General features: G+C 64.3%; 18 protein-coding genes. 13 read left to right on the top strand and 5 right to left on the bottom strand.

Features of this window, described 5'->3' with window-relative positions; all coding sequences use genetic code 11:
* Window positions 1-16: 16 nt before the first annotated feature.
* The 9 genes from ACJYUO_RS13775 to ACJYUO_RS13735 are packed head-to-tail and all read left to right on the top strand — an operon-like array spanning window position 17 to window position 8,542.
* Entirely contained in the window at window positions 17-1,051 is a 1,035-nt protein-coding gene (locus ACJYUO_RS13775; RefSeq protein ID WP_494345923.1) for a monovalent cation/H+ antiporter subunit E, read from the top strand.
* A complete protein-coding gene (locus ACJYUO_RS13770; protein WP_494345922.1) occupies window positions 1,051-1,329 on the top strand; it encodes a cation:proton antiporter in 279 nt (92 codons plus the stop codon). Before ACJYUO_RS13775 ends, ACJYUO_RS13770 begins: the two co-directional genes overlap by 1 nt.
* On the top strand, window positions 1,326-1,730 hold the full coding sequence (mnhG, locus tag ACJYUO_RS13765) for a monovalent cation/H(+) antiporter subunit G (protein ID WP_494345921.1): 405 nt from the start codon (window positions 1,326-1,328) through the stop codon (window positions 1,728-1,730). The genes ACJYUO_RS13770 and mnhG overlap by 4 nt, the downstream gene beginning before the upstream one ends.
* A complete protein-coding gene (locus tag ACJYUO_RS13760) occupies window positions 1,727-2,266 on the top strand; it encodes a DUF4040 domain-containing protein (RefSeq protein ID WP_494345920.1) in 540 nt (179 codons plus the stop codon). Before mnhG ends, ACJYUO_RS13760 begins: the two co-directional genes overlap by 4 nt.
* Window positions 2,267-2,800, top strand: a complete 534-nt coding sequence (locus ACJYUO_RS13755) for an MnhB domain-containing protein (RefSeq protein WP_494345919.1) — start codon at window positions 2,267-2,269, stop codon at window positions 2,798-2,800.
* Window positions 2,793-3,170, top strand: a complete 378-nt coding sequence (locus ACJYUO_RS13750; RefSeq protein WP_494345918.1) for a cation:proton antiporter subunit C — start codon at window positions 2,793-2,795, stop codon at window positions 3,168-3,170. Before ACJYUO_RS13755 ends, ACJYUO_RS13750 begins: the two co-directional genes overlap by 8 nt.
* Complete coding sequence (locus tag ACJYUO_RS13745) at window positions 3,163-4,767, top strand: proton-conducting transporter transmembrane domain-containing protein (protein ID WP_494345917.1); 1,605 nt, start codon at window positions 3,163-3,165, stop codon at window positions 4,765-4,767. Before ACJYUO_RS13750 ends, ACJYUO_RS13745 begins: the two co-directional genes overlap by 8 nt.
* Window positions 4,767-6,698: a proton-conducting transporter transmembrane domain-containing protein gene (locus ACJYUO_RS13740; protein ID WP_494345916.1), complete on the top strand. Its 1,932-nt coding sequence runs from the start codon at window positions 4,767-4,769 to the stop codon at window positions 6,696-6,698. Before ACJYUO_RS13745 ends, ACJYUO_RS13740 begins: the two co-directional genes overlap by 1 nt.
* Window positions 6,698-8,542, top strand: coding sequence for a Na(+)/H(+) antiporter subunit D (locus tag ACJYUO_RS13735; protein WP_494345915.1), 1,845 nt, complete (start codon window positions 6,698-6,700; stop codon window positions 8,540-8,542). The genes ACJYUO_RS13740 and ACJYUO_RS13735 overlap by 1 nt, the downstream gene beginning before the upstream one ends.
* A 65-nt stretch (window positions 8,543-8,607) precedes the next feature.
* On the opposite strand, the gene ACJYUO_RS13730 is transcribed toward ACJYUO_RS13735, so the two are convergent.
* Window positions 8,608-9,729, bottom strand: a complete 1,122-nt coding sequence (locus ACJYUO_RS13730; RefSeq protein WP_494345998.1) for a tyrosine-type recombinase/integrase — start codon at window positions 9,727-9,729, stop codon at window positions 8,608-8,610.
* A 456-nt stretch (window positions 9,730-10,185) separates the two neighbouring features.
* Entirely contained in the window at window positions 10,186-10,350 is a 165-nt protein-coding gene (locus tag ACJYUO_RS13725) for a hypothetical protein (RefSeq protein WP_494345914.1), read from the bottom strand.
* Between the two features lie 999 nt (window positions 10,351-11,349).
* Here ACJYUO_RS13725 and ACJYUO_RS13720 point away from each other — a divergent pair.
* The 3 genes from ACJYUO_RS13720 to ACJYUO_RS13710 all read left to right on the top strand — a co-directional run bounded on the left by ACJYUO_RS13720 (window position 11,350) and on the right by ACJYUO_RS13710 (window position 12,716).
* Complete coding sequence (locus ACJYUO_RS13720; protein ID WP_049890811.1) at window positions 11,350-11,697, top strand: ArsR/SmtB family transcription factor; 348 nt, start codon at window positions 11,350-11,352, stop codon at window positions 11,695-11,697.
* The gene (locus tag ACJYUO_RS13715; protein WP_494345913.1) at window positions 11,694-12,005 is read left to right on the top strand and encodes a DUF7521 family protein; all 312 of its coding nucleotides are present in this window, start codon (window positions 11,694-11,696) and stop codon (window positions 12,003-12,005) included. Before ACJYUO_RS13720 ends, ACJYUO_RS13715 begins: the two co-directional genes overlap by 4 nt.
* A 333-nt stretch (window positions 12,006-12,338) precedes the next feature.
* Window positions 12,339-12,716: a universal stress protein gene (locus ACJYUO_RS13710; protein ID WP_494345912.1), complete on the top strand. Its 378-nt coding sequence runs from the start codon at window positions 12,339-12,341 to the stop codon at window positions 12,714-12,716.
* Window positions 12,717-12,848: 132 nt separating this feature from the next.
* On the opposite strand, the gene ACJYUO_RS13705 is transcribed toward ACJYUO_RS13710, so the two are convergent.
* The 3 genes from ACJYUO_RS13705 to ACJYUO_RS13695 form a co-directional block, all read right to left on the bottom strand.
* Complete coding sequence (locus ACJYUO_RS13705; protein WP_494345911.1) at window positions 12,849-13,637, bottom strand: VOC family protein; 789 nt, start codon at window positions 13,635-13,637, stop codon at window positions 12,849-12,851.
* Window positions 13,638-13,685: 48 nt separating this feature from the next.
* Window positions 13,686-15,401 (bottom strand): Na+/H+ antiporter NhaC family protein, encoded by a 1,716-nt coding sequence (locus tag ACJYUO_RS13700; protein ID WP_494345910.1) that lies wholly within the window; start codon window positions 15,399-15,401, stop codon window positions 13,686-13,688.
* Window positions 15,402-15,612: 211 nt separating this feature from the next.
* On the bottom strand, window positions 15,613-16,725 hold the full coding sequence (locus tag ACJYUO_RS13695) for an OBG GTPase family GTP-binding protein (RefSeq protein WP_494345909.1): 1,113 nt from the start codon (window positions 16,723-16,725) through the stop codon (window positions 15,613-15,615).
* Window positions 16,726-16,942: 217 nt separating this feature from the next.
* On the opposite strand from ACJYUO_RS13695, the gene ACJYUO_RS13690 reads away from it, so the two are divergent.
* Window positions 16,943-18,577: a hypothetical protein gene (locus ACJYUO_RS13690; RefSeq protein WP_494345908.1), complete on the top strand. Its 1,635-nt coding sequence runs from the start codon at window positions 16,943-16,945 to the stop codon at window positions 18,575-18,577.
* The last annotated feature ends 279 nt before the right edge of the window (window positions 18,578-18,856 follow it).

Here is an 18,856-nt window from a genome sequence, read left to right as displayed (position 1 = left end):
CCTGGAGGGAGACGCCGTGGCGGCTAACCGCCTGCTCGTCCCGTTGTCTGATACGGTAACCGTCAGGCAAACGGTCGGCTACGCCGTCCAATCCGGGCTCGAGGCAGCCGATTCGCTCGAGTGCCATCTCGTGGTCGCGCTCCCCTACGACGCCGACGTGCCGGAGAGCGACCAGCAACTCGAGGATGCCGAGGGGCTGCTCTCCCGGGCGCGAAACTGGGTCGAAGAGGACGCCGGCGACGCCGACGTGACAATCGAAACCGCGACGCTCGGTGCCGACGAGTACCTCTTCGGCCCGCGAGATTATGCCGAAATCTTCGACGCCTACGCCGACGAACACGGGATCGACCGGGTCGTCATCGATCCGGAGTACCAACCCGGCGTCACCGCACAGCTGCTCCAGCCCCTCGAGCGCGAACTCGAGCGCATCGGGCTGGCCTACGACGAGGCCCCGGTCGAGCGCTCGGCTCGACACGGCCGTCTCGCCGGCGGCACCGAGGATTTCGACCGCCTGTTCGCGACGTTCCTGATCTCCTACGGCTTCTATCTCGTGTTGGGCGATCCGACCTACTGGTTCGATCTCCTCACGGGCGCGGCGGTCGCCGGCATCACCGCGATCTCGCTCGCGCGGGTCACGTTTACCGTGCCGCTCGACCGCGTTCAGTCGCCGATCCGCGTCGTTCGATTCGTGTTCTACATCCCCTATCTGCTCTGGGAGATCGTCAAGGCCAACATCGCGGTCTCGGCGGTCATCCTCCGGCCGTCGATGCCGATCGAGCCCTCGCTGACGCGGGTCAACACCCGCGTCCGAAGCGGGCTGCCGCTGACCGCGCTGGCAAACAGCATCACGCTCACCCCGGGCACGCTGACGGTCCGGGCCAACAACCAGCAGCTGCTCGTCCACACGCTGATTCCCGCCGCTCGAGACGACCTCTTCGACGGTGGCTTGGAACGGGCGATCCGCTTTGTTTTCTACGGTCGCGAATCGGCGGCGATCCCATCGCCGCGCGAACGCGACGACACCGAAATCGTCGGGGGTGACGAGCTGTGATGCCGACCTCGCTCGAGAACGCCTTCCTCGTCGCGGCCGGCCTGTTCGTCGTGCTGGCGATTGCGGTGTTCTATCGCGCCGTCGTCGGGCCGACGACCCAAGACCGGCTGCTGGCGGTCAACGTCCTCGGGACGAACACGGTCGTCATCCTCGCCCTGCTGGCAGCGGGGCTCGATCAGTCGTGGTTCCTCGACGTCGCGCTGATCTACGCCCTGTTGAACTTCCTGATGTCGATCGCCATCTCGAAGTTCACCGTCGAACGGGGTGGTGTGCTGTGATCGAGCCGATCGCGCTCCAGTCGACCGTCGGGACCGTCCGGTTCTGGGCGATCGTCGTCCTGCTCGGACTCGGCGTGTTCTTCACGCTCGTCTCGACGGTCGGCGTCCTCCGTCTTCCGGACATCTACGCCCGGGCCCACACGGCCTCCCAGACGGACACGCTCGGGGCGGGTTTCGCACTCGCCGGCGTCGCTCTGGCCTTCGGCTGGCAGCACGCGGCGGTCTACACCGTCTTACTGCTGTTTTTCGTGTTCATCACGAACCCGACGGCGGCCCACGCGATCGCCCGCTCGGCCGCGGAGACCGGCGTCGAGCCCGTCCTCGCGGACGAGGGTGCCGCCGAACCCGAATCGTCCGCTGAACGCGACGTCCCGACCGAAACCGACGGTGAGACCCGATGAGCCTGTTCGCGTACTCGCTCGTGATCTTCATCCTCGCGACGGCCGTCGCGACGGTGTTGTTCCGGGACGTGCTGTCGGTCATCATCGTCTTCGGCGCGTACAGCCTCGGGATGGCCATCCTCTATACGTTCCTGCTGGCACCCGACGTGGCGATGACCGAGGCCGCGATCGGTGCTGGCGTCACGACGCTGTTGTTGCTGTTGACGATCGCACGCACGACCCGGCCCACGACCGACGCGCTCAGAGAGCGGATTCACGTGCCCGCGGTCGTCGTCGTCGGCGCGTTCGTCCTCCTGCTGTGTACCGCAGTGCTCCCCGAGATGTACCCGGTCGGGAGCACGTCCACGCCGGTCTGGTCGAACCCCGACGTGACCCAACACTACATCACGGAGACCTACGAGCAGACGGGCGTCGAAAACGCGGTCACGTCCGTCCTCGCCGCCTACCGTGGGTTCGACACCTTCGGCGAGGCGGTCGTCGTCTTCGCAGCCGGCGTCTCGACTCTGCTCGTCCTGAAACGCGAGGTGTTCGCCTGAATGTCCGACTACGACGATACCTACACCGAGAGTCAGGTGATCATGACCGCCGTCAAGATCATCGCACCGTTTACGCTCACCTACGGGCTGTTCATGACCTTCCACGGTGCCGACGCTCCTGGCGGCGGGTTCCAAGGCGGGACCATCGTCGGCGTCACCGTCCTCATGCTCGCCTTCGCCTTCGGCATCGAGCCGACCCGACAGTGGCTCAAAAATTCCGTTATCACCGGGCTCATCGCCGGCGGCGTCGTCATTTTCGGAGCCGTCGGCCTCGGGATGATCGCGCTGGGCGGGAACTTCCTCGAATTTACCATGCTCAAGGAGGTCTTCCACATCAAACCGAAGTGGGGGCTCGAGGCCGTCGAGATCGCCGGCATCTCGCTGATCGTCTCGGGGGTCATCATCAGCCTCTTCTTTACGATGGCAGCCGGCTTTTCGCCGGAACGGCCGAGCGGGACCGGCGGCATCAGCAATGCCAACAACGCCACCGAGGGTCCCGATTCGCCCGTCGCGGAGGTGAACGACGATGATTGAACTGTTGACCGAGCGCTACACCTACGTCCTGATGTTCGTCTTGCTGGGACTTGGCATCTACATGGTGATCGCCAGCGAGAACCTCGTCAAGAAGCTGATCGGGGTGAGTCTCTTTCAGACGGCCATCTTCCTGTTTTTCATCTCGATGGCCTACATCAACGTGGAGGGCGCGTCGGCACCGATCGTCCCCCACCACGGGGAACCCGGTGAAGTCATGGTCGCGAGCCCGCTGCCGCAGGTCATCGTGCTGACCGCCATCGTCGTCGGCATCGCGCTGACGGCGGTCGGGTTGGCGCTGATCATCCGCATCTACGCGGAGTACGGAACGCTCCGCGAGGACACCCTTCGGGAGGTGCGCGCCGATGAGTAACGTCGATCTGTTGCTCCCGCTGCTGATCGCCGTGCCGATCATCGCGGCGACGCTGCCGGTCGCGCTCGGCCTGCGGTTCGACCGAACCGGTTGGTCTATCGCGACGATCACGACGACCGGCCTGTTCGGTGCTGCCGTGGTCCTCGCAACCGTCGTTTACGCCGGCGGAGAAGCGATCTATCACCAGCTCGGCGGGTATCCTCGGCGCTATGGGATCGAACTCGTCGCCGACGAGTTCTCGATGCTGATCGTTCTGCTCGTGACGGGGGTCGCCGCCGGCGTCCTCGCGTATACGCGTCAAGGTGGGCCGCGCGGCAACACGTTCTACACCGCCTACCTGCTGCTGGTCGGCGGCCTGCTCGGGATCTCGCTGACCGGCGACGTGTTCAACCTCTTCGTCTTCCTCGAGATTACGAGCCTGGCAACCTACGCGCTGGTCGCCAGCGGCGACGGTCCCGAGTCGGCGGTCGCGGCCCTGAAGTACCTGATCTTGGGCACCGTCGCCGCGTCGATGTACCTGATCGGCGTCGCCTTCGTCTTCATGGCGACGGGGACGCTCAACATGGTCGAACTCGCCGAGGCGATTCCGGGGGCAGAGGCACAGACCTTGATCCACGCCGGCTTCGCGTTCATGGTCGTCGGCTTCGCTGTCAAGGTCGCTCAGTGGCCGCTACACACGTGGCAGCCGAGTGCCTACCAGCAGGCACCCGACGGCGTGACGCCGCTGATCGCGGCGCTCGTCTCGACGGCGTCGGCCTACGCGTTCGGCCGGCTGATCGTCACCGTCTTCGAGGTCGAGTACCTCGCCGCAATGCCCAACGCCGCCGCGGTCGTCCTCGCGATAGGCTGCGTGAGCGTCCTCGCGGGCACCGTCCTCGCCGTGATCCAGACCGAGGTCAAACGCATGCTCGCGTACTCGTCGGTCTCGCAGTTCGGGCTGGTCGTAGCCGCTTACGGGGTCGTCATCGCCGGCAACTCCGAGACCGCTTTCGTCGGTGCCGCGATCCACCTCGTCGGCCACGGCCTGCTGAAAGCCGGCCTCTTCCTCGGGGCCGCACTCGTCGCGGCGAGCTACGGAGCCCGCACCGTCGACGAGTACGCCGGCCTCGCCACGGAGCGCCCGATCATCGCCGGGTCCATGGCCGTGCTCCTGTTCGCGCTCGTCGGCGTCCCGCCGGGCGTCGGCTTCGTCGGCAAGTGGTACATCGCGCTGGGTGCCGTCGAGTCCCAGCTCTGGCCCGTCGCCGCCGTGATCTTCCTCAGTACCATGCTCACCTTAGCCTACGCCGCCCGCCTGCTCGAGAAAATGTACTTCACGCCGTCCGCAGTGGTCGACCGGCCGCACGCGTCGGGTGCGGTGGCGACCGACGGCGGTGATGCCGATAACGACGACTCCAACGCCACCGATCCCGGCCTCGAGGGAGACGGAACCGCGACCGCTGCCGCCGCGATCCGCGGCGGGGAGACGCGGGATCCCGTTTCGACTGGCATGGTCGCGATCGTCGTCGTCGCCGCGCTTGGTGCCGTCGCGCTCGGGTTCGCCGGCGGCACGCTCGCAGACTTGCTCTCGCCGTTCCTCACGGAGGTGTTCAACTAATGGTTGCAGACATCCGACCGCTCGCCGCCGTGTTGGTCTCGGCGGTCGCCATCGTCCTGATCGTCGCGTCGCATCGCCGACCGAACCTCCGCGAGGGCTGGTCAGTACTGGCCGCCCTCGCGAAGTTCGCCATCATCGCAAGCATGCTCCCCGCGGTCATGGACGGCACCGTCTTCCGGTGGAGTCTCGCGGATTCGACGGGGATCCAGTTCCTCGAGGGGATCGACTTCGCCCTGCGGGCCGATCCGCTTGGGATCTTCTTCGCCCTGCTCGCGAGCTTCCTCTGGATCTTCACGTCGTTTTACGCGACGGGGTACATGCGCGGGCTCGACGAACACGCCCAGACGCGGTTTTTCGCCTCATTCGCGGCCAGTCTCTCAACAGCTGTCGGGATCGCCTTCGCGGCGAACCTGGTGACGATCTTCGTCTTCTACGAGCTGCTGTCGCTCGTGACCTACCCGCTGGTCGCCCACAACGAGGACAGCGAGGCCCGCATCGCCGGTCGCAAGTACTTGACCTACACGTTCTTCGGCGGCGGGGTCTTCCTGCTCGCCGGCACCGTCATGATCTACTGGTTGACGGGGCTGGTCGGGAGCGGGCCGACGCTCGCCTTCGAGGCTGGCGGAATGGAAGCACTCGCCGCGGCCGCACAGGTCGAGCCGGTCTACGCGCAGGCAGCCTTTTTCCTGCTCATCGCCGGCTTTGGCGTCAAGGCCGCACTGATGCCGATCCACTCCTGGCTCGCCGACGCGATGGTCGCGCCGACCCCCGTCTCCGGGCTGCTCCACGCGGTCGCGGTCGTCAAGTCCGGCGCTTTCGGCATCGCCCGCGTCATTCTCGAGGTCTACGGTCCGGGGCTGATCCACGACCTGCCGCTCGACGTCCCCGGAATCGGCGAGGTCGGGCTGAATATCCCGGTTGCCCTCGTCGCCGCGTTCACGCTGACCGCGGCGAGTATCATCGCATTGCGCAAGGACCACCTCAAGCGCCGGCTCGCCTATTCGACGACGGCACAGCTGTCCTACATCGTGCTCGGGCTCTCGATGTTACATCCCTACGCGATGGTCGGGGCGCTGTTTCACATTCCCGCACACGCGTTCGCGAAACTCACGCTGTTCTTCTGTGCGGGCTCGATCCACGTCGAGACCCACACGGACTACATCAGCGAGATGGCCGGCATCGGCAAGCGGATGCCGCTGACGATGACCGCCTTTACCGTCGGTGCGGCCGGGATGGCCGGGCTGCCGCCGCTTGCCGGCTTCGTCAGCAAATTCTACATGCTGATCGGGGCCGGCTACATGGGCGGCGAGTACTGGCTGTTCGCCGGCGCACTGTTGCTGTCGGCCGTGCTCAACATCGGCTACTTCTGGCCGGTCGTCTACACCGCCTTCTTCGAGAGCGAGGACCGCCACAACGCCAAACCGTTCCTCGAGTTCCCGCGAGGCGGCCTGCGCCAGTCCTACGGGAGCGAGCCGGACGACGGCCACGTCGCCACCGACGGGGGCGAACGACCCGATAGCGAACGCGAGCGAAGCGAGACGGCCGAGGAAACGGATGCTGACACCGCGGGAGACGAAACGTTCGAGTACGCCGTCGACCAGAACCCGAGCGACCACACGGTTTCCGACGGGAGCGAGACGACGGGTGAGTCCGTCGACGCCACGGATCATCACGGCGATCACGACGACCACCTCACCGGCGGCCCGCCGGCCGACGGCTGGCAACGCCACTCGCCGTTCACCGAGAGCACGTGGCTCATGCTCGCGCCGATCACGATCATCGCGACGGGCGCGATCGTCCTCGGCGTGGTCCCGGACTACGCCGTCTTCCTCGATCTGGCGACCCGGATCGTCGAGGGCGTCTTCGGGATGCCGTTCGAGGAACTCGGGAACGTCCCGTTCGATGAACTCGTCACGGAGGTGAGCCGCTAATGGAACTCGAGTTCCTCTCGCTGGCCTACCCCCCGCTTTTGATCTTTGCGGCGGCGCTGCTCGTCCTCATCTTGCCCCGGATCGCCGGCTTCGCCCTCGGCGCGGTGAGTCTCGCGGCCGTGCTCGCGATCTCGCTGGTCGCGCCGGAGGGCCAACACCTCGCCGGGACTTTCCTCGGGTTCGAGGTCGTCCCGTTCTACGTCGACGGCTTCTCCCGAATGGTCGGCATCGGGCTCGGCTTCCTCGGCGTCTGTAGCGTTATCTACGCCTACTCGAGCGAGGCCAGTAAGACGCTGGTCGCGTTCGCGCTCGTCTACGTCTCCTCGTCGATCGGGGCGGCCTTCGCCGGCGACTGGCTCGTGCTCTTGTTCATGTGGGAGCTGATGGCCGTGACGAGCACGCTGGTGGTCTGGCAGTACGGCGGCGAGGCGGTTCGCGCCGGCTTCCGGTACGCGCTCTTCCACGGTACCGGCGGCGTGCTGGTGATGCTTGCGGTCGCCGTCCACTACGTCGAGGTCGGGTCGTTCCTCTATACGGCCACCGACGGGATCGCCACCGGAATCCCAGCCATACTCGCGGTGCTCGGGATGGGCGTCAACGTCGCCTTCATCGGCTTCCATACGTGGCTGCCCGACACCTATCCGCGTCCGCACATCGCGGCCTCGGTGTTCCTCTCGGTGTACACGACCAAGACCAGTGCGTTCGTCCTCTATCGGGCGTTCCCGGTCGAGGGAGCCCACGACGTATCCATCTACGTCGCGTACATGGGCGGGTTGATGGCCGTCTACGGCGCGACCTTCGCTCTGTTGCAACACGACATGCGGGCGCTGCTGTCCTACCACATTCAGGCCCAGCTCGGCTACATCGTCGCTGGAATCGGGATCGGATCCCAGCTGGCCGTCGCCGGCTCGATGAGCCACCTGTTCAACAACGTGTTGTTCAAGAGTCTGCTGTTCATGGCCGTCGGGGTCGTCATCTATCGGACCGGCGAGGAGGATCTCTATCACCTTGGCGGGCTCTGGCGCGAGATGCCCCTGACTGCAATCGGATTCGGGCTCGGCGCGCTCTCGATCACCGCGATTCCGGGATTCAACGGCTACGTGAGCAAGGGGATGATCTTCGACGCCGCTGATCCGGGCTACTACGGCCAGCCCGAGTATCAAGCGCTGTACTGGCTGCTCTGGCTCGGCGCGATCGGAACCCTGCTGTCGTTCATCAAGCTCGGCTACTACGTCTTCTTCCACGGCGAGAGCGACGTCGAGGTCGCCGACGCCAAACCCGGCCAGACCGTCGCGATGCTCGGGCTCGGCGGTGCCTGTCTCCTCTTCGGGGTCTGGTGGCAGGGACTCGCCGACCTCGCGCCGACGCTCCACGGCCACGGCGGCCACTTCACGTTCTCGTATTACGGCGGCGAGAGCGAACTCCATCCCTACAGCCTCTCTCACCTCGAGACGGCGGGAATCCTGACGGCGGTCGCCGCCGTCACGTTCGTCCTCGTCCGAAAACCGCTCTCGAAACTCGATCTGGGCGATCCGGCGATGATCATCTATCCGGTGACGTATACCTTCAGCCGCTGGACGATGCTCGCGGTGACCGAAACCTATGCTGCCGTCGATAGAGCGGTCGTCGGCGGGGTCAAACGCTGTTACTGGCTCGGCAACAATCCCGTTCTCGCGGTCGACGCGGCCGCGGGCCGACTCCCCGACTGGATGGTCGATGTCGACGAACGACAGCCGACGGATGGCGGCCGCCCGTCCACAATTCACCTCCGAACGGGCATCGGAACCACCGTCTTACTGCTGACGCTCGTTCTGACGGCGATCCTGTGGCTCCTCGTGGTCTGAACGCAATATCGACACCGACTCGCACGCCGTCGCTTCCGATTTCGGTATCCGATTCGCTTCGCGTCTCAACTGCGGTCCGGCTGCTCGTCTCGCGACTGCCCATCGTCGTCGACGACTGACGGCTGTTCTCCCGAAACGACGATCGACTGCTCGAGTACCGACGCCCGAAGCGTCGGTTTCGACGCCGACGCTTCGCGGCGGTACGCGTCATCGTCGCCGTCGTGCCGCACGCCCCGCGGCGTCAGGTAGTTGCCGTCGATGTCGATGCCCGCGTCCTCACAGAGCCGTTTCAGAACTGAGCGCGCGCCTTCGGTGGTAATCGCCGGCAACGCGATGGCGTACTCTCGAGCGAGTTCAGTCGCCGTCGCGCTCTCGAACAGCGTCTCGATCTCGCGCTCGTCGCGACCCCGGTCGCGAAGCACCGATCGAACTCGCGCCGCGATCGACGGCGCGTGACCCGTCGGAAACAGCGGCCAGTCGTTCGACGGCGGGTCGAGCACCACCCGATAGCGACGCAGCGGCGTCCGTGCGCGGGCGGGGAGCGGGACGTCCTCGAGACGCTGGGACTTTCCCAGCACGCGGATCGTCCCCGTATAGAAGTCGACGTCGTCCCACGTCGCACCGGTTCGCCGGTCGTCTTCCGGTACCCGGAACAGTTCGGACCCCCGGACGTTCGAGTGGGCGAGTACGGCGACCATCGCGTACTCGCGTAACCGGGCCCGTCGATCGCTCGTCGAGGAGGCAGTCCCGAGCGCTCGCTCGCGGACGGTGCGCTCGAGTTCGCGCCGTTGTCGTGCGGTCCACGAGTCGCTTTCCGAGCGCGTTTCGGCGGTCGGCAGCGCGGTCTCCGCGCGGTCGGCCGCGGCGGGGTTGTCCACGAGAATCCCCCCACGGACACACCACGAGAGGAACGCGCGGACGACCGCGTAGTAGGTGCCGGCCGTCGAGGCGGTGTACTCTCCGCGGTCGGTCCGTCGGCGGAGTTCTTCCGCGTACGCGCGCATGTGTTCGACTTCGAGTGCGAACAGCACAGTGAGGTCGTGTTCTCGCTCGAGCCAGTCGGCCCACCGCCGGAGGATCGATTCCGCGTTGGCTGCGTAGGCTCCGGCACCCGGCCCGTCGGGGTCCCCGACGGCCTTCCGCTGGAGATAGGCGTCGACCGCGTCCGTGATCGCGACCTCGGTCACGGAGCGATCACCCGTCCGGTTACCGCGCGACGACACGGCGTAGACCGTCGCCTCTCGCTTCGGGCGCTGGCCGGCCGCTCGAGGCGGCGACCACCGCGGCGAAGGCGGAACGGGTAGGTGTCGCCACGGATCATCAATTCGTCCCATACTGTTCCGCGAGCCTAAATCCGTGTTTCGGTCCCACGGGGTCGGAACGAACGCGATCGGCCGCGACCGGCGTGTAGTTGTTTCCGGCTGAAGAGGACTGATCCTCGAACGGGGGTTAGCCCGGCGTTCGCGTCTACAACCGGTCAGCAGCGTCTCGCACCGACGGTTATCCTTTCGGTGGTTACTGGCTCGAGAGCGGTCGATCGAGGTCACAGTGACGACCGTTCTGGGAACTCACGATATTCGGTATATCGAAATATGATTTATGGTTCGTTGTTTGACGGTATCGACCGTGATTTCGACCGTCGCTTAGGATGGGTGTTGGTGTCTGATCTTTTCCGCCGTCATCCCCGGGACTGGCGTCCCGCAGTCTTTGCACTTCCACTTCGGCGTCGGCCTTCCGCGTTCCTTCTCGAGGTCCTGTTTGAACTCGAGGTGTGCACCACACGGACACCGATAGGTCGTGCGGGTCATGGCCGAGCTAACCCAGCGAGAGCGATAAACGGTTCGCCGAGCACTGGCGAGATAAATTGGTCGTTCGAGGCTGATCGGCGGTCGTGAGGTCGCGCTCCGCTGATTTCGACGTGAACGTCCCTCGAGCAAATTCGACCGCTCTGGAGAGTCGATCGCAATGAGCGGTCGACGAACGGTCCGGACTCGCCAACGGACCCAATCTTTGCCGTCTCGGGCCCGGGGTCTGTGCGCTCGTAAACCACTCCGCTCGATGAGGTCGCCCCATATTTATCGCTTCTCCGATCGAACAGCCCTCCGAGTTTGCTCATACGGTGACACCGCCGGGTTCAACTCGCGAGTCGCGGAAAACGGGTAACCGCGGCTCCGAAAGTAGTCGTTGCGAACCGCCCGACCGTATCATACTCCGACCGAGGTGGGGTTGCAGAGTGGCAGCACTCGATATCGTTGTGGGAGACGTCGCGATCGATTCGTTTCGTCAACATTTCACAGTGTCCGAATGGGACCTGCAGCGGCGCTACCTCTGGTTCGAACACTCGTTTCGCTGTCCTCGCGGACTCGAGGCGGTTATATCCCACCGCTGAGCGAACCGGCGGTTCGCGATGTACGCGAATCTTCGAGTCGCTTGACTCGGGAATCCTCGCTCTTCAGCGCGGGGAGGATGTCAACGGTGCAGATTCGTCAGTCGCGGTGTTGATCGTGGCTGAAATCGCGTGCCCCTACCGAAGCGAATCGATTCGTTGGTATCGCCTGCTAAAACGGCCGTCTATCGGCTCGAGCCTCGTCGTAAATCATATAACGCGATATGTAATCTGTCGGAATCTGTCGCATGATTCCGGATGTCGGATCATCGTCCGTATTACCGCTTATCACCGTTTTGGGGCCGAGTGGGGTCCCGAGACTGCGTATCTCGACGGATGTACGACCCCGTAGCGAGGTGTTTTCTCGTTCAGAAAAACCGGACTGCTTTTGATAGTTATACCGGAACGAACAGTTATACCAGTGAGTGAGGAACCTGACCTGTCTACATTGCTCGCGGTCCTCGACGACGAGTACGCACGGGATATCCTCACCCACACGAGCGTCGAACCCATGTCTGCTAGTACACTGAGCGAACGGTGTGACGCGTCCCTCCCGACGATCTACCGGCGACTCGACCGTCTCGAGGAGTGTCACCTCGTCACCGAAGAGACGGAACTCGCACCGGACGGCAACCATTACAGCGTCTACAGTGCGAACCTCGACCGACTCGAACTGTCGCTGGAGGACGGCTCGTTCGCCCTCGAGTTGACGTACAGCGAAGAAGACGTCGCCGACAAGTTCACTCGCATGTGGGAGGGGATGCGATGAGCCGGAGCGTCGTTCGGATCGACGAGGCGACGTTGTTCGAACTGTTGACCGTCACGAGTCTCTTCCTCGTCGCTCTCTTCGGGGCGGTGATCGCCTATCAGGCCTACCGTGGGTACCGACGCAACGGTGCGTCGTCGATGCTCTATCTCTCGATCGGGCTCCTCCTGTTGACGATGTGTCCGTTCCTCGTCAACGTCGCGGTCGCTACGCTAGTCAGTCCGGATCAAACGGTCATCGCACTGCTCGAGAACGTGAGTAGACTGATCGGACTGGTTGCGATCACCTACTCGCTGTACGGGCAGCATTGAGCGAGTATGGCGATCGGTGAATGGTAGGGCCGAAGCGATCCCGAGACACCGTTTCTGCGAACAGTGAGAGGGTGGGTGCGACGCCGATGTCCCCGCGCGAGGGGGGCTCGCGGGGACTGGGGCTGGCGTCGCACCGGTGGGGATGATCGGATGCGGGGATGCATCGGGGGACCATCAAGGCGTGCGGGGCTGACCTCTCGTCCCCCGCTTGGATCGTTTCGTGCCGACCTATTAGTGATACGAGCGCGTTTTCTGGGTCGGAAAATCCATGTGCCGACGATTGCTCGCGTGTGGTTCCACAGCTTTCTTCGATCTCGTCGCCGTAGGGCCGCTATGCAGTACCTTCTCGGCACCGACTCCGTTCACACGACGGCGGCGATCTGTGACTATCTCGGCGATCGAGTCACCGCCGATGACGCGGTGACCGCGATTGCGGTCGCCGACGACGCGACGACGCGCCGCGACGGCGAGGAGGCGTTGAATGTCGCGCCCGTTCGACTCGCGGTTGCGGGCGATGTCGAGACTGACCTTCGATCGGGCACCCCCGCAGAGACGCTCCTCGAGGCGGCGGCGGAGTTCGACGCCGACGAAATCGTGATCGGCACCCACAGCGGTACTCCCGGTTCGACCGGTGGTCTCGGTTCGACCGCACGGCAATTGCTCGCCGATGCGAGTCGGCCGGTGGTCGTCGTTCCGGTTCCGGATCTCTAACGCTGCGAGCGGTGTGCTCTCGGAAGCGAAGGCGGTCGGATCAAGTTGATCACAGGCTGCTGTCGGCTGGATCGTATCGCTACGGAAAACGGTTGTTGTGGCTACCTTACCCGACGGGAAAACAGGGACCGATTAGAACGGGAACAGCGAGTCTGCCTCGAGATCACGCTCGATGAGTTCGATCTCGTGGCCGTCCTGATCTCTCGTGAACGCGTACATGTTGTCGTTGCTCTCGGGGTCGCGGTAGTCGTCGGCTCCGCGCTCGAGGAGTTGCTCCCAATCGTCTTGGAGGTCATCGATACGAATACAGAGGTGACCCCACGCGTCGCCCATGTCGTACGTGCGGCCGTCGTAATTGTAGGTGAGCTCGACGGACATCGCCTCGTCGGGGGCATCGCGGGGCTCGACGAAGTAGTTCGCGAAGGTATCGGACTCCCATCGGCCGACCTCGTCGTACTCGAACTTGCGGGTCCAGAAGCCGAGCGCCTCGTCGGCGTCCTCGACGCGGATCATCGTGTGATCGAGCGACCAGAGCGCCCCCGTCTCACGCTGGACGATCTCGACCTCGTGGCCGTCGGGATCTTTGACGAACGCGTAGTCGCCGCCGCAGGATTCGGGATCGCGGTAGTCCTCGACGCCTTCATCCATGAGCTGCTGATAGTGGCTCTCGAGTTCGCCCTCGGGGACGCGGACGGCGATATGGCCCCACGCGTCGCCTACCTCGGGCTCTTCGCCTTCGTTATGGGTAATCTCGAGCATCGCTCCCTCGTCGTGCATCTCTTCGGGGCCGAGGTAGACGATGGTAAAGCCGTCGCCCTCGAAGCGGTCTTTCTCCTCGTACTCGAGGTGGGTCTGATACCAGTCGAGCGATGCCTCGAGGTCAGCGACGCGGATCATCGTGTGATCGAGCGTTCCGTCCATACGCTATCTCTGTCTTGCGGACGGCAAAAATATGGCGGAGACGGCGGTCTAGTCGAGGTCTTCCGGGGTCGATCCGGGTTCGGCCTCGGTCTCTCGACCGGTGCGGTCGACGTCGGCCGAAGAGGCCCTGGGAGCAAGCCCTTTGCGCTGGGCGTCGATCTCCGAGAGACCGTAAACGAATCCGACCAGCAGGACGACTCCGAGGGGGAGGAACACCACCCACGGAACGCCGAAGAAGCCGTAGAGGGCATAACAGACGACCACGACGAACAGGACGGTTCCGGCATAGTAGAGCTGCGTGCGGATGTGATCGATGAGGTCTGCACCGGTGAACGTCGCCGAGAGGACCGAGGTGTCGGAGATCGGTGACGAGTGATCGCCGAAGATCGCACCCGAGAACACCGCCCCGACCATCACCGGCATGAGTTCGAACGTGCCGGTGAGCTCGTAGGCGACGCGGATCGAGATCGGAGTGACGATGCCCATCGTCGCCCACGACGACCCCATGGTGAACGCGACGAAGGCGGAGACGAGCAACACGACGATCGGGAGGACGGCCGGCGAGACGACCCCTTCCGCGACGCCGGCGACGTAGCTTCCCGTACCGAGTTCCTCGGCGACCGCACTGATCGACCAGGCTAGCACCAGAATCGTCACCGCGGTCAGCATCAGGGAGAAGCCATCGAGAATCGTGTCAACACTGTCACCGAGGTCGAAAAGGTCGTAGGCCAGTCCGATGAGGATCAAGGTCGCGACCATCGCGAACGAGCCCCAGACGAGCGCGGCCGCGAAATCGCCCGCGCCGACGACGTCGACCAGCACCTGGACGACGCCGTCGTTTCCGATGGCGGTCTCGAGCGACGTCGTCGCACCCGCCTCGGCCTGCTGGTCGAGCCACGACTGATAGCCGGTCCAGAACGCACCGGAGAGCGTGACCGCGATCAGCACGACGATCGGTGCGAAGAACGTCCGGAGCATCGGTCGGTCCTCGATCGGCGCGCCCAGATCCTTCTCGACTTCCTGAAGGGGCTGTGCCTCGTCTCGGTTTACTTTTCCAGTCTGCCACGATCGGTGCTCGGCGTCGAGCATCTCCCCGTAGTCGCGCTGGGAGAAGACGATGATGCCCACCATGACGATTGCGAGTAGGGAGTAGGTATTGAACGGAATCGAGCCGACGAACGTCTCGAACGCACCCGGCGTGTCAGCCGCGGTGACGGCGTAGTCGTCGCTCTCGACGAGGGCGGTGTATCCCTCGTCGATCATCGAGAGCTGGAACGCGACCCAGCTCGAGAGCCCGATCGTCGCGACGGGCGCGGCAGTCGAGTCGACGATGTAGGAGAGCTTTTCGCGGGAGATACGCAACTGATCCGAGATCTCGCGCATCGTACTGCCGACGATCGCCGTGTTGGCGTAATCGTCGAAAAACAGGAGGATCCCCAGTATCCACGTCGCTGCACCGGCGGTGCGCTGGGTCTCGAGCCGGCTGGTCGCCCAGTTGCGGACGGCGCTCGCACCGCCGAGTCGCCAGATCAGTGCGACACCCGATCCGAGCAGCAAGGTGAACACCAGGATATTCGCGTGGAACACGTCCGCGATGGATCCAGTGATCCACTCGAACGTCTGTCCGATGCCGATGCTTCCGGTGGCGATGACTCCGCCCGACCAGATTCCGAGGAACAGCGACAGGATCGGTCGCCGCGTCCAGATCGCGAGGACGATCGCGAGCAGCGGCGGAGCCAGCGAGAGCGCGCCGAATTCAGCCATACGTACCTAGTCTTCGGGCTGTCGTATATTCTTCACCGTTCCGATTCGAATCCGGTCAAATCAAACATTTTAGCCTGAGGAAAATATCGGAGAGTGAGCACCTCGGACACCATCTACTCCACCTTTCGAGACGATCGTGGACGGTGTATGTTGGATGCACTTCTGGACCGAGCGCGGTGACGGGTATGCGCGAGCGACGGGGCCGAACCGGTTATCGCCGCAGAATCAGCTTCAGCACGTCTTCATCCTCGAGGACGTGATCCGTTCCGACCTGCTGTTTGTCGTGGGCCGCGCTGGGTCCGGTCACCCGGGCGAAGCGGAACCGCTCTTCCATCTCGCCGCCGAGTTTTTGGATGGCCTCGCCGACTGTCGAGCCCCGCTCGATCACGAGCGGTTCCTCCCAGTCGATGCCGCGGCCCGGTTTCTCCATGTAGACTCGGATGAGACCGAGGTTCTCCCAGATGCGGTCCTTGAGCGCGTCGAGGCCCTTCTCCTCTTCGGCGCTGATGAAGGTCACGTCCGCGGGCTCGAGGTCGCGCTGGCGCAACTGCTCGTCGACCGTCTCCTTGTAGTCGGGATCGATCAGGTCGACCTTGTTGACGCAGGTGATCGAGGGGATATATTCCCGGTTATCCATCAGGCCGTCGACCAGCCGGTCGATAGAGACGTTCTCTTGGAGGTTCAGATCGGCGTTGACGTAGCCGTGCTCGCGGAGGACGTCTTTGATCGTCTTTTCGTTTAGGTCCTGATCGGTGCTCGAGGTGATCTTGATGCCGTCTTTGATCTTCGGGCGGACGGTGACCTGCGGGGGCTCCTGATCGATGCGGATGTTGATGTCGTAGAGTTCCTCGCGCAGGCGGTCGTACTGCTCGATTTCGAACACCGAGAGCATGAAGATGATCAGGTCGGCGTTGCGGACGACCGCCAGCACCTGCTGGCCGCCGCCCTTGCCCGCCGCCGCGCCCTCGATCAGTCCCGGCACGTCGAGCAGTTGGATGTTGGCACCGCGGTGGTTCAGCATGCCCGGATTGACGTCGAGCGTCGTGAACTCGTAGGAGCCCGTCTCGCTTTCGGCGTTGGTCAGCGAGTTCAACAGCGACGACTTCCCGACGCTCGGGAACCCGACCAGCGCGACGGTCGCGTCGCCGTGTTTCTCGACGGAATACCCGCCGCCGCCGCCCGACCCGGACTGTTGTTTCTCGAGTTTCTCCTTTTTCTCCGCGAGCTTCGACTTCAGCCGGCCGATGTGGGCCTCCGTCGACTTGTTGTAGGGCGTATTGGCTATTTCGTCTTCGATTGCCTCGATTTCATCCTCGAGCCCCATTTGTCAGTATGCAACCGGTCGCGCCGAAAAACCCTTTCGAGACACGCGTTGAGAACGCGCGGCGGCAGCCGTCGGCAGACCCTTCCCCGCAACTGGAGTGAACTGCCTGTGGTCTCGAGACTGCGTTTTCTGCCGAATTGGATAATCGTTTCCTCGATTACGTTTCCCTCGTCAATGTTGTATTAGCTATACCATCCTGTGAGACATATGATAGCATATGCGCAGGCGAGAATACGTTACGGCAGTGGGGAGTAGCGTGGGCGCGCTCGCGGCGACGGGGGTGGGACACGCCCAGACGGGATCGCTCGAGCGGGTCTGTCCGGCGGCGACCACGACGGCCGTCCGGCCCGGTGACGACATCGTCTTCGAAGCCGCGGCGTCTCCGGGCGTCGAACCGCAGGCGGCCGACTGGCGGATCGACGGACCGAGCGAGGACGCGATCACGCCGTACGACCCGTTTTACAGTTACACCTACATCACCGGGAATCCGGCCGCCTACGGGCAGTTCGATGAATCGGGGACTCACGAGGTCCGCGTGACCGTCGACGGGACGACCGTCATCTGGACGGTCGAGGTCACCGAGAGCGCGCCGGCCCCGCCGGACGCCGACGTGACGTGCGATCCGGCTCCGGACGCCACGATCACGGTCCGCGACGAAGTCGACGTGACCGCGTCGGCCGCCGACGATTCCGGGACGCTCCATCGGCTCTTCTGGCAGGAGGGGCGCAACGCCACGTACGTCGACCGGGTCGACCTCTCGGGCTCGACGGGGACGGTCACGTATTCGACGACCGGCGGCAACGCGATCTGGTTCATTGGCGACTATCCGATGATCGCGTGGGTCGCCTGCCTGGACGGCCGATTGGCGTCCGTCCGCACGGACGGGCCGTCGGTCGTCGCGTTCCAAAACGTCGCGATCACCGACACGAACGCGCCGGTTCTCGCGGGCGAAGATCTCATTATTGAGGCCGAAATCGATGTCGAAGGCAACTCCACCTATCACGGGTTCGTCGACGTCGAAGCCGATCTGATCGTCGGCCACGACCCCACGCACGTCGACAGTCGGACAGTCGAGGTGTTCACCGCCCGGACTGAGACCGTCGACCTCGAGTTCACGACGGCGACCGTCCGCAACACGCAGACGTTCCCGGCTCGCGTCGAGACGGCCCACGCCGCCGCGGAAACGGACGTGACCGTCATCGGAACGGAAGACGACGGGTCGCAGGGCCACCTCGAGGTGACCGGCCTCGAGACGAACGCGCCGGTAACGGGTGGCGAGTGGCTCGAGGTGACGGCGACACTCGCGAACACGGGCGACGGACCGGCCGACCGCGATGTCGAACTCGTCGTCGGTCATGATCCGACGACGGTCGATACGCAGAGCGTGACTATCGGCACGGGCGAGACGACGACGGTCTCGCTGGGCTACGAGACCTACTCGGTCCGAAACGACGACGAGTTCCCGGTACGGGTGAGAACGGGCGACAACACAATCTCGCAGACCGTGCTGGTCTCCGGACGCGACGGAAACGACGGTGATTCGGGTGAGTCGTCGTTCGCGGTGTCGATCACCGGAACGAACGCGCCGGTGACCGGCGGCGACTGGCTCTCGGTGACCGCCGCTATCGAAAACGTCGGCGACGCCGCCGGCACGCACGACGTGGAACTCGTCGTCGGCCGCTCGCCCGAAGTGGTCGACGCCGCGAGCATTGGTCTGTCGCCCGGCGGGAGCGAAACAGTCTCGCTCGGCTACGAGACGTATCCGGTGACCACCGACGACGTGTTCCCGGTAGTGGTTCGATCGCCTCATGCGAGCGACACGCGGACGGTGACGGTCCACGGAACGGGCTGATACCGCCGGCGGTCGCTGGCCGGATGCGGATCTCGAGGCCGGACTTGAGTCTCGGAACGGGCCGGTCTGCCGGCGAGTTGCGTTTTCAGGCCGACGGTTCGGGCTCGGCGGTCCACTGGCGGGCCGTAGCGGTGCGTCACGACGAATGGATGAATCTTCACGCGTTACTATCCCCTTCGGGGAATCCTCGCCCTTTAGGGCGGGGAGGATGTCAAGCCACCGAACGTCGACTCAACTACGCTATTTCCTGCAGCTACCACACCCGTCCATTACCAATGC

Source organism: Natrinema sp. CRL1, from assembly GCF_059162405.1.
The sequence above is the reverse complement of the archived record's forward strand: the minus strand, read 5'-3'. Positions and strand labels throughout refer to the sequence as shown.